This window comes from Nioella ostreopsis (genome assembly GCF_004000255.1).
Classification (GTDB): domain Bacteria; phylum Pseudomonadota; class Alphaproteobacteria; order Rhodobacterales; family Rhodobacteraceae; genus Nioella; species Nioella ostreopsis.
On sequence record NZ_RCIQ01000044.1, the window covers coordinates 1 to 11139 of the forward strand.

Consider the following 11139-nt stretch of genomic DNA (forward strand, 5'->3'; position numbering starts at 1 on the left):
TGATGCACGCAGGCGAGTCGATCCGGTCGGTCGTCGTGTATTGATCCGGGTCCACCAGACCCCTGCCTCACGCAAAAGAAACGCCCGCCGGATCATCCGGCGGGCGTTTCCTTTACATTCCAGACCGGGCGCGCGGACCGCCACTGGGTACACAGTGTCGGCATTCCGGCATCGGCGTGGAATACGGGCCGAAACGCACGCGTCAGGAGGCGGTCGGCGTCCTGCTGTCCTGCACCACATCCCAGCCAAGGTCTGCCGACAGTCCCTGCGCGATCCGGGCGATCCTGGGGCCGAGCTCTTCGCGGAACGCAGAGGCGAACACCCGCGTCGATCCCGTCGCACCGATGGACAGCGTGGCCCCCGGCCCGCTTGGCGCAAGCGGGGCCGCGACCGAGCACATGCCGCGCTCGATCTCCTCCACGCATTCGGCAAAGCCGCGCTGGCGGATGATGTCGAACTCGGCTTCCAGATCCTGCACGCTTGTCAGGGTAAACTCGGTATAGGCGCGCAACCGGCCCTCCATCTCGCCGGTCGGAAAGACGTCCGGCGAAAAGGCGGCGACGGCCTTGGAACAGGAACAGGCGTGCAACGGCCGCTTGCCCAGGCCAGGATGCAGATAGGACACGCCCGTGTCCGGGGTTTCCACATGGATGATCTCCACCGACCTGCCGCGCAGACGCGACAGGAAGAACGCGACGCCAATCTCGGTGGCGGCCTGCTTCAGGACCGGGGCGATCAGATCCAGCAGCGCGCGATCGGACTGGTCGCTATGCGTAATCCGCTTCAACCGGGTGCCGAGCGCGAAGCGCCCCCCCCCGACGGGTTCCAGCAGGCCGACCCCGACAAGATCCTGCACCAGCCGGTAGGCGGTCGGCTTGGGCAGGTCTGAATGGGCGCAGATCTCGGCCACCGTGGCCGCGCCCTTCTGGCCGACGATTTCGAGAATAAGGGTGAGGCGTTCGAGATGCATATTTTTACTTTGTGAGAATCCTATTCTCGATGTACGAGAAGGATGTCTTGGTCGCAAGGGAGGAATGTGATGATGGACGGCGCATGTTGCGGACCGGGCTATGCAAGCCCGGCCGAGGCCATCAAGGCCCCCCGCGAAAAACTGCTCTACACGATTGCCATCTACACCGGCACCGGCATTCAGAAACCGGATTACCTTGCGACGGTGGATGCGGACCCCGACAGCCCGACCTATAGCCAGGTCATCCACCGGCTGGAAATGCCCGGTATCGGAGACGAGTTGCATCACATGGGCTGGAACGCCTGTTCCTCATGCCACGATGACAGCTCGATGGCGCGCAAATACCTGCTGGTTCCGGGCGTGCGGTCGAACAATATCCACGTCATCGACACGGCAACCGATCCCTACGCGCCGCGTCTGCACAAGGTGATCGACGGGGCCGAAATCAAGGCCAAGGCCAATCTCAGCGGGCCTCACACCGTGCATTGCCTCGGGTCCGAGATCATCATCTCTTTCCTTGGTGACGCGAAGGGCGAGGCGCCCGGCGGCTATCTGCATCTGAACAAGGATTTCGAGATTGTCGGCCGGTGGGAAGAGACCATGGGCGACATCAAGTTCGGCTATGATTTCTGGTATCAGCCCCGCCACAACGTGATGATCAGTTCCGAATGGGCCGCGCCCAACACCTTCATGCCGGGCTTTGATCTGGAAGAGGTCGGCCACCTGAAATACGGGCGAGAGCTGCATATCTGGGATTTCGAGAAGCGCAGGCCGATCGAGAGCATGTATCTGGGCGAAGACGGGCTGATCCCGCTGGAGGTCAAGTTCCTGCACGATCCCGACAGCACCCATGGCTTCTGCGGTGCGGCGCTGTCCACCAATGTCATCCATTTCTGGAAGTCCGAGGCAGGCAAATGGGAATGGGAAAAGATCATCGACGTGGACAACGAACCGCATCCCGAATGGCCCATCCCGGTGCCGGGCGTGATGAGCGCGATCCTCGTGTCGATGGATGACAAGTACCTCTATCTCAACAACTGGTTGCATGGCGACATGCGCCAGTATGACATTACCGATCCGCACAACCCGAAACTGACCGGTCAGGTCTGGATGGGCGGGCTTTTGGGCAAGGCGCCTCAGGTCAATGGCGTCGACGTCGCGGGCGGGCCACAGATGTTCCAGCTCTCGCTGGACGGCAGGCGCCTCTATGTGACCACGTCGCTGTTCTCCACTTGGGACAATCAGTTCTACCCCGAAATCCGCGAAAAAGGCGGAGTCATGGTGATGATCGATTGCGATGTGGAAAACGGCGGCATGACGATCAACCCCGATTTCATCGTCGATTTCGGCAAGGAACCGAACGGGCCGAGCCGCTGCCACGAAACCCGCTACCCCGGTGGCGACTGTACCAGCGATATCTGGCTGTGACCGAAACCCGGACCATCACGCTCGCCAACAGGGGCGGTGCGACCTATCGGGTCGAGGCCCGCCGCCCGCTGCTCGATACCCTGCGCGAACAGGGGGTCGATCTGCCCTATGGCTGCAAATACGGCGGCTGCATTACCTGCGCGGCCAAACTGACCGCGGGGGAGGTGGATCAGCGCCGTCAGGTGGCCCTGAACAATCGACAGATCAACAATGGCTACGTCCTGCTATGCGTCGCCCGCGCCGTCACCGATTGCACGTTGGAGATCGGCGTCGACAGCCATGACAAGCTGTACCGAAACCCGTTTCTGGATCCGCTGGAGCCGCATGAGCTGAAGGCGGATATCGCAACGTCCCGGCCCTCGGCCAGCGAAGCCGCAGGACAAGAAAACAAGGACCAATGACATGCCGGCAACCGCGCTTGACGAGCTTTACGACTACGACCAGAAGTTTCTTGCCGATATCCTGAAATCAGTCAGAACCATCGCCATGGTGGGCGCTAGCGCCGACAAGACCAAGTTCAGCTATGGCGTGCTGCGGGTCCTGCATGAAACGGGATATGACATGATCCCGGTCAATCCGAACCCGAACCTGACCGAGATTCGCGGCATTCCGGTGTTTCATTCGCTGCAGGAGATCGACCGCCCGGTTGACATGGTCGAGGTCTTCCGCCCCAAGGAAGAGCTCTACGCCATTACCGAACAGGCGATTGCCATCGGGGCCAAGGTGCTGTGGGGGCAGATCGGTGTCTATGACGACCGGGCGGCGGCGCTGGCCGAAGAGGCCGGCCTGAAAGTGGTGATGAACCGCTGCCCCAAGATCGAGCTGTTCCGCCCGTTCTGGAAACCTCGCCTCGATCTGGCGATCTGATCCCGGACGGTGCCGGTGAGGGCGATCCGCTCAGCGATCCGAGCGGATCATGTCAGCCGCTTTCTCGGCGATCATGACCGTGGGTGAATTGGTGTTGCCCGAGGTGATCGTCGGCATGATCGAGGCATCGACGACGCGCAGCCCGCCCATCCCGTGCACCTTCAATTGAGTGTCCACGACCGCCCCGGGGCCGTCCCCCATTCGCGCGGTGCCGACGGGGTGGAAGATGGTCGTGCCGATCTGGCCCGCGGCCTCGATCAGCTCGGCCTCTGACGCGTATTCAGGGCCGGGGCGAATTTCCTGCGGCTTGAACTGCGCCAGCGGGGCCTGTGCCACGATCCGGCGGGTCAGCTCGATGGACCGCGCGGCGGTGATGCGGTCGGCCTCGGTGGACAGGTAATTGGGCCGGATCGCGGGGGCATCGGCCGGGTTGGGGGATTTCAGGCGGATATCGCCACGCGAGTCCGGTCGCAGGTTGCAGACAGACGCGGTGAAGGCCGGGAACGGGTCCAGATCCTCGCCGAATTTTGGCAGGGACAGCGGCTGGACGTGGTATTCCAGATCGGGTGTTTCCAGCGCGGGATCCGACTTGGCAAAGGCCCCGAGTTGAGAGGGCGCCATCGACATCGGCCCCCGGCGTCTCAGCGCATAGTCCAGCCCGATCTTCGCCTTTCCGAAGAGAGTGGAGGCCATCTGGTTCAGCGTCTTCACGCCTTCCACCCGATAGGAGAGGCGCAGTTGCAAATGGTCCTGCAGGTTGCCGCCGACGCCTTTCATGTCATGCGCCACGGCGATCCCGTGATCCTGCAGATGCTGCCCCGGTCCGATCCCCGACAGCATCATGATCTGCGGTGACCCGATGGCACCGGCTGACAGGATCACCTCTCGCCCCGCCTTCGCCATCGCGGGCTGACCATCCTTGAGGAAGCGGATGCCAGTGGCCTTGCGCCCCTCCAGAATCAGCCCCTGCGCCTGTGCGCCGGTCAGAACGGTCAGGTTCTGCCGGTCGCTGGCAGGGCGCAGAAATCCGCGCGCCGTGGACCAGCGCCAGCCGCGCCGCTGGTTGACCTGGAAATAGCCCACGCCCTCGTTGTTGCCCCGGTTGAAATCGTCAGTGCGGGGGATACCGGCAGCCTCGGCGGCGTCTGCGAACCGGTCGAGAATCTCCCAGCTCAGCCGGGGTTGTTCCACCCGCCATTCCCCGCCCGCGCCGTGGTGCTCGGACGCGCCGGCGAAGTGATCCTCGGATTTCAGAAAATAGGGCAGCACATCGTCCCAGCCCCAACCGGCATTGCCCATCTGCCGCCACTGGTCATAGTCGCGCGCCTGACCGCGCATGTAGATCATGCCGTTGATGGCCGAACAGCCCCCCAGAATGCGCCCGCGCGGGTAGAGGATGGAGCGCCCGCCAAGCCCCGGCTCCGCCTCGGTCTGGAACATCCAGTCGGTCCGCGGATTGCCGATGCAATAGAGGTAGCCCACAGGGATCTTTACCCAGATGTATGTGTCGCGGCCCCCGGCCTCCAGCAGCAGAACGCTGACGCGCGGGTCTTCGGACAGGCGATTGGCCAGAACGCAGCCCGCCGTGCCTGCGCCCACGATCACGTAGTCGAACTGTCCGTAGTCTTTCATCTGCATGCCCCTCGCCGTTTCTGGCAGAGTTTCCGATTTTTCCAGCGGGGTAAACGGGGGACATGGCCCCCGGCGCTACAACACCGACGGCAGCCAGAGAACAATTGCCGGGAACATGATCAGCACCACGACGCGCACGATCTCGGCCCCGAAGAAGGGCATGACGCCCTTGAACGTGTCGATCATCGGCGTGTCCTTGGCGAGCGCGGAAATGACGAAGACATTCATTCCGACGGGGGGCGTGATCAACCCCAGTTCGACAACGATCAGCGCCAATATCCCGAACCAGATTTTCAGCTCCTCCGTGCTCATCCCGAAGCCGGTGTCTGGGCCGAAGGCATAAAGCCCGCCATTGAGTTCGACCAGCACCGGCCAGAAGAACGGGATGACCAGCAGGATCATCGAGAGGGAATCCATCAGGCAGCCCAGAAGCACGAGCGCGATCAGGAGCAGGATCAGCACCGTCATCGGTTCAAGGCCGGAACTGGAGATCCATTCCGCCGTGGCCTGCGGCATCCGGATGCGGGACATGAAGATCTTCATCAGTTCCGCCCCCAGAAGGATCAGGTAGATCATGCCGGTGGTCTGCGCGGTTTCCTTCAGGCTTTCGATCGTGTCGACCCAGGACAGGCTGCGCCGGGCAAGCCCGTAGACGGCCACCAGAAACACCCCCATGGCCGCACCGGGGGTGGGGTTGTAGAACCCGCCATAGATGCCGCCGAGGACGAGGGCGAAAATACCGACCACGGGCAGCACGCCAAGCGTGGCGGCGATGAATTCGGCCCGATCCGCCGCGCCGCCCTTGGGGCCCGCCTCTGGCCGGATCAGCACGTAGAGAAGGATGGTGACGAGGAAGAAGAACACCGCCATGATGCCGGGGATCATCGCGGCCATGAACATGGTCACGATATTGGCCTCGACGATGATCGAATAGATGATCAGCACGACCGAGGGCGGAATGAGGATGCCAAGCACGCCGCCTGCCGCCAGCGACCCGGTGGCCAGTGACCCGGAATAGTTGAAGCGCTTGAGTTCCGGCAAGGCGATGCGGCCCATGGTGGAGGCTGTGGCCAGCGACGATCCCGACACCGCGCCAAAACCCGCGCAGCCCGCAATTGCGGCCATGGCGGTGCCGCCTGGTGCCCATCCGAGCCAGGCATTCGCGCCCCGAAACAGCGCCTTGGACAGACCGACGCGGGATGCGATGGCCCCCATCAGTACGAACATCGGCACCACCGACAGCCCGTAATTGGAAAACTGACCATAGGCCAGAGTCTTGAGCTGGTTCAGGACAGTGAACGGCCCGTTCATCAGGACCGTGCCGATACCTCCGACAAGGATCATCGCATAGGCGATCGGCATACGCATTGCGATCAGCAGGATCAGAACGACCAGGCTGATCAGCCCGAGGGTGATGGGATCAAGCATAGGGTGTCAGTTCCCGCCCCGGGTCGTCTTGCCGAGGTTTTCGATGAGCGTGATGAACGAGGCCAATGCCAGCAGAGCCAGCGACAGAAGACAGGGCAGGTAGGCCCACCAGATCGGCACCTGCAAAATGGCGGTGGTGTAGTTGTACTGGCGCTGGCTCAGCATGCCGCCATACATCGCGTAGAGCAGCAGAATGCCGAAGATCAGGGCCACGACCGACGCGACAAGCGCGAAGATGGCGATCCAGAGGGGCGAGGCGCGTGAAGTGAAGATATCGGCGCTGACATTGGCGCCCGAGATCTGGCAATAGGGCAGGAAGGCGAAGGCCGCGATGGCGATGCCCATCTGCGTCAGCTCGAAATCCCCCTGAAAGGTGATGGCTGCCTCGGGAAACAGCGTTTCCCAGAAGGCCAGCGCGCTGACCACGGACCAGACATTCATCAGGACAACGGCCAGCACCATGACCCCACCCAGGATGGCCCAGGTGGTGATCACGGTTTCCGCCGCACCGGTCCAGCCGGTGCGACGGGTATCTTGGGCAACCGCCTCCATCACATGTCGGAAGCGTTGGCGGCAATGGCGGCGCGAGCGTGCTCGACCAGTGCGGTGCCATCGATGCCCATGCCGGACACCTCTTCGATCCAGCGATCGACAACCGGTTCCAGAGCGGCCTGGAAGGCGGCGGTTTCATCTTCGGTCAGTGTGACATGGGTATTGCCCGCGTTCACCGCCATGTTGATGCCGAAATCATCCGAGGCACGCCAGATTTCGCCCACATGGCCCCACCATTCGCGGTTGGAGGCCTCGCGGAACGCAGCCTGGATATCCTCGGGCAGGCTGTTCCAGCGGTCAGCATTCATCGACACCTGGAAGGTGGTGGTGCCAAAGCGCGCCATATCGGCACCTTCGATCTGGTATTCGGTCTGTTCCTGGATGCGCAGCGGCGGGATGATTTCCCATGGGATGAAGGCCCCGTCCACAACGCCGGTTTGCAGCGCCTGCGGCAGTTCCGGCACCGGCATGGCGACGGGCGTTGCGCCGAGCGCTTCGATGATCCATGCCCCGGTGCGGGTGGGAATGCGCATCCGCAGGCCATCCAGATCGGCGGGGCTGCGCACCTCGCGGTTGACCATGTGGATGCCCTGGCCGGCATGGACATGCAGGAACATTACCTCGACACCCTGGTATTCCTGACGCAGATCGCTTTCGAACATGTCGTACATGGCGAGGTTGGTGGCCACGGGATCGTTCACGTAGACGAAGGGCAGTTCGAACACCTCGGTCCGTGGGAACAGACCGGGGGTATAACCGTTCACAGTCCAGATCAGATCGACGACGCCGTCACGGGCCTGGCTGATCAGTTCGGGCGGACGGCCGCCGAGGGTCATGGCCGGGAAGATCTCGATATCGACCTGCCCGCCGGACAGTTCCTCGACGCGGGCGGCCCAGGGTTCCAGCATCTGGGTGTGGGCCGGGGCCTGCGCGCTGAGCAGGTGATGCAGGCGGAACGTGTGTTCCTGGGCGCTGACGCTGCTGGCCAGCCCCATGACAGCGGCAAAGGCGCCGATGGCGATAGTGGTTTTCATGTCTTTCCTCCCTTTGGTGGCTGGCATTCGGAACTTGACCGGGCCAGCTTGTCCACGGTTCAGTCAACCGCGAATTCTTGACGTTGTCACGTTTATTGGTCCCGTGATCGACTAGACTTGTGCTTCGGGCAGGTACAGGACCAGCCCGTCGAGCGCCTCCGTCATCTTGATCTGGCACGACAGGCGGCTGGTGGGTGTTACCTCGCACGCGGCGAATTCCAGCATGTCCGCTTCCATCTCGCCCGAGGGGCCAACCCGGTCTGTCCATTCATCCGCCACATATACGTGACATGTCGCGCAGGCCATGGCGCCGCCGCATTCGGCGGTGATCCCGTCGATGCCATGGGCCAGGGCAGTCTGCATGGCACTGTCGCCGGACCGGGCGTCAACCGTCCGGGGTGTTCCCTGCGATGCAATGAAGGTGAGCCTTGGCATGTACGGCAATCCTTGCAGAGTTCAGTTCAGCCGGACCGGCAGGTTCAGCGGCCCGCGAAAGCCGAAGCCTTTCCAGACCACGGTTTCGGGCTGCACCAGTTCCATGTTCGGGAAGCGGTCGAAGATCATTGGAAGCATGATCTTCCCCAGCATCATTCGCGCCAGATGGGTGCCCATGCAGTGATGTGGGCCAGAGCCGAAACTCTGGTGCGGGTTGCGGGCCCGGAAGGCGTTGAACAGATGCCCATCCTCGAACAGGTCCTCGTCATGGTTGGACGACGCCTGACAGGTCATCACCACCGTGCCTGCGGGAATGTCGATACCCCGGATCTGGGTGTCACGCGTGGCGCGGCGGGAACTGACCTGAATGGGCGCGACCCACCGAATCGCTTCCTCGAATGCAGAGCCCCACTGACCCGTCCTCTTGATCTCGTCCAACTGATCAGGGTTGGTCAGCAGGCCATAAAGAACCGTCAGCAGCGCGTCGCGCGGCTCATTGATGCCGCCGCCGATGGCGATCTTGATATTGGCGACGATCTGGCTCCACGCGATGGGATCATCGGCATTCACCATCACGGACAGCGCGGTTTGATCGGGATTGGCGCGATAGAACTCCGCCTTCCGCTCCATCAGGGCATCCATCGCCAGATGAGCGCGGTCCACGCGTTCGAACGGTTCATCGAACCAGCCGAAATTCCCTGCCCCGTCGATCAGCGCCTGCGACCAGAATTGCATATCGTCGTCGCTGGCCTCGGACAGGCCCAGAATATCCGCAAGGATTCGGGCGGCCAGCGGGCCTGCGAGCGTCGGGAAGAGATCGACGACCTCGCCCTTTGGCAGCCGGTCCAGATAGTCGCCCGCCAGCTTTTCATAGGCCGGGCCCCAGAGTGTCTTCAGATTGCGCGGCGAAAAGGTGGGCATCATCGCGTTGCGTTCGCGCAAATGCTCTTCGCCGTCCTTGCGCATCAACGTGTGGGCATGGAAGGCGCGTTTCATAGGGGTGTCGGGGTCGTCGGACGACCAGGTTTCGGGATCGTCCTTCACCGCGCGGGTGTCGGCGGCCTTGGTCAGCATCACCCGGTTGACCGCGCTGACCGACACGACCGGGCTGTTCGCGCGCATCTGCCGGTAGAACGGATAGGGGTTGTCGATCAATTCCGTGATCGTCACCGCGTCATTGACGGGTGCCAGTGGCATGACGAGATCCTCCCTTCGCGTCCTGTGCGTCCCGGCTTATCTTGCCTTGGCGGATCGAACAACTTAATGGAATTGATCGACTGGATCGAATTTATTGATGGACTGGCAAATGAAAGCACTGAACATTGATTTCGCCGATCTGCGCACCCTTCGGCTGGTGCATGAACACCGGTCCTTCTCGGTCGCCGCGCAGGTTCTTGGCGTGAACCAGTCGGCGGTCAGCTACACGATCGAGAAACTGCGCCGTATCTTCGACGATCAGCTGTTCTTCCGCCAGGGCACACAGGTAGAGGCCACCGAACGCTGCTCGGCCATCGCAGTCTCGGCGGAATCGCTGCTTGCGGAGATAGAGCGGCTGGCGACGCCCGAGGCGTTCGATCCCTCCGAAGCCGAGCACACCTTTACCATCGCCTGCAATTTCTACGAACGGCAGTTGATCCTGCCGCTTGTCATGCGGCGGTTGCGGGACGAGGCGCCGAATATTCGGGTGGAAGCCATCAACTCCATCTCGCAGGGCCACCTGCAACTCAAACGGGGCGAGGCCGAGGTGCTGATCGGCCCGCTGATGACGGAACAGGCGGGTTTCTACTGCCGCAATCTGCTGGCCGAACGCTATGTCTGCATCATGGACCCGGCAAACCCGCTGGCCAATGCGCCCCTGACGCTGGAAGCGTACCTCGCCGCGCGTCATGCGGTTGTTCTTTACGGCGGTGGCTGGCGGTCGGGCTATCTGCGTTACCTCGACCGGATGGGACATGTTCTGAACCAGGTGCTGACAGTGCCAAGCCCGGCGGGGTTGAATCGCATCATCGCGGGCACGGACCTGATCTCGACGGTGCCCCGGCGCATCGGGGAAACCTTGGGGGGATCGGTTCAAATGGTCGATTGCCCCTGTCCCGCGCCGTTCAATATCTCCCTGGTCTGGACCGAGCGCACGCATCGGTCGCCTATCCATTCCTGGTTGCGCGACCTGATCGCGCGTGAGGTGAAGCAGGCGCTTGGGGATGTGGCCTGAGTAGAGGGGACTGACATTCATGCTGGCTGGCATGATGTCAGGGAGAACGGCCCGCCGGGTCAGGCGGGGCGTTGCCTTTGCTGCGCCACGCGGCCTGTGGTCGGCCCGTCCGGTCACGATGGTTCGGAGGATCTGAACTGATGCGGGTTTGCCAGCGATCAGGCTCAGCATGAGAGCCGATTGATGGCAATCCCGTCAATTCCCGAGAAGATCGGCAGGCTCGGCGGCAGCTATCATCATCCGCGCAAGGAAACGAGCAGCGGCCCTCTCAAGGCCGGCGCCTACCCTCGCCATGGCCCATGATGCAGCGTCCAGCCGGTGTAGGTCATCATCGCTCAGCATGCATGCGTTCCGCTGCTCACAGGCCTCTAGAACGTCTCGACCCAAGGCCGCACGGCGACCTCGTTTGTCCAGGCGCTGCGGTCCTGGTCGATCAGGTGGCGGTAGTTGCGGGCGATGGCCTCGGGTCTCAGCATGGATCCGGGTCTGTCGTCAGGCTCGGATCGGCCGGGGTTCAGTATCATGCCGTCGATATTGACCCAGGCCACGTGAATGCCCTTCGGATGCAGCTCCCGCGCCAT

The 11139-nt window shown here is 62.6% G+C and carries 11 protein-coding genes and 1 pseudogene; 4 read left to right on the forward strand and 8 right to left on the reverse strand.

Annotated features, from left to right (window positions below):
• Window positions 1-202 precede the first annotated feature (202 nt).
• Entirely contained in the window at window positions 203-970 is a 768-nt protein-coding gene (locus tag EP237_RS22305; RefSeq protein WP_127563029.1) for an IclR family transcriptional regulator, read from the reverse strand.
• A 69-nt stretch (window positions 971-1039) separates the two neighbouring features.
• On the opposite strand from EP237_RS22305, the gene EP237_RS22310 reads away from it, so the two are divergent.
• From EP237_RS22310 to EP237_RS22320, 3 genes are read left to right on the forward strand one after another with little or no spacing between them, the layout of a single operon-like run.
• On the forward strand, window positions 1040-2398 hold the full coding sequence (locus tag EP237_RS22310; RefSeq protein WP_127563030.1) for a selenium-binding family protein: 1359 nt from the start codon (window positions 1040-1042) through the stop codon (window positions 2396-2398).
• Window positions 2395-2799, forward strand: coding sequence for a 2Fe-2S iron-sulfur cluster-binding protein (locus EP237_RS22315; protein ID WP_127563031.1), 405 nt, complete (start codon window positions 2395-2397; stop codon window positions 2797-2799). The genes EP237_RS22310 and EP237_RS22315 overlap by 4 nt, the downstream gene beginning before the upstream one ends.
• 1 nt (window position 2800) lies before the next feature.
• Window positions 2801-3265 carry a CoA-binding protein gene (locus tag EP237_RS22320; RefSeq protein WP_127563032.1) on the forward strand — a complete coding sequence of 155 codons (465 nt, stop codon included), beginning with the start codon at window positions 2801-2803 and terminating at the stop codon, window positions 3263-3265.
• A gap of 30 nt (window positions 3266-3295) precedes the next feature.
• On the opposite strand, the gene EP237_RS22325 is transcribed toward EP237_RS22320, so the two are convergent.
• The 6 genes from EP237_RS22325 to EP237_RS22350 form a co-directional block, all read right to left on the reverse strand.
• Complete coding sequence (locus tag EP237_RS22325) at window positions 3296-4897, reverse strand: GMC family oxidoreductase (protein ID WP_127563033.1); 1602 nt, start codon at window positions 4895-4897, stop codon at window positions 3296-3298.
• 75 nt (window positions 4898-4972) lie between these two features.
• Window positions 4973-6325, reverse strand: coding sequence for a TRAP transporter large permease (locus EP237_RS22330; protein ID WP_127563034.1), 1353 nt, complete (start codon window positions 6323-6325; stop codon window positions 4973-4975).
• Between the two features lie 6 nt (window positions 6326-6331).
• On the reverse strand, window positions 6332-6877 hold the full coding sequence (locus EP237_RS22335; RefSeq protein ID WP_071692036.1) for a TRAP transporter small permease: 546 nt from the start codon (window positions 6875-6877) through the stop codon (window positions 6332-6334).
• The gene (locus EP237_RS22340) at window positions 6877-7911 is read right to left on the reverse strand and encodes a TRAP transporter substrate-binding protein (protein WP_127563035.1); all 1035 of its coding nucleotides are present in this window, start codon (window positions 7909-7911) and stop codon (window positions 6877-6879) included. The genes EP237_RS22335 and EP237_RS22340 overlap by 1 nt, the downstream gene beginning before the upstream one ends.
• A gap of 111 nt (window positions 7912-8022) precedes the next feature.
• Window positions 8023-8346, reverse strand: a complete 324-nt coding sequence (locus tag EP237_RS22345) for a 2Fe-2S iron-sulfur cluster-binding protein (RefSeq protein WP_127563036.1) — start codon at window positions 8344-8346, stop codon at window positions 8023-8025.
• Window positions 8347-8367: 21 nt separating this feature from the next.
• Window positions 8368-9543 carry a cytochrome P450 gene (locus EP237_RS22350; protein ID WP_127563037.1) on the reverse strand — a complete coding sequence of 392 codons (1176 nt, stop codon included), beginning with the start codon at window positions 9541-9543 and terminating at the stop codon, window positions 8368-8370.
• A gap of 109 nt (window positions 9544-9652) precedes the next feature.
• Between EP237_RS22350 and EP237_RS22355 the strand changes: the two genes are divergently transcribed.
• Window positions 9653-10558 carry a LysR family transcriptional regulator gene (locus EP237_RS22355; protein ID WP_164744804.1) on the forward strand — a complete coding sequence of 302 codons (906 nt, stop codon included), beginning with the start codon at window positions 9653-9655 and terminating at the stop codon, window positions 10556-10558.
• A gap of 368 nt (window positions 10559-10926) precedes the next feature.
• Here EP237_RS22355 and EP237_RS22360 read toward each other — a convergent pair.
• A pseudogene (locus tag EP237_RS22360) lies at window positions 10927-11139 on the reverse strand (oxidoreductase); the annotation flags it as partial.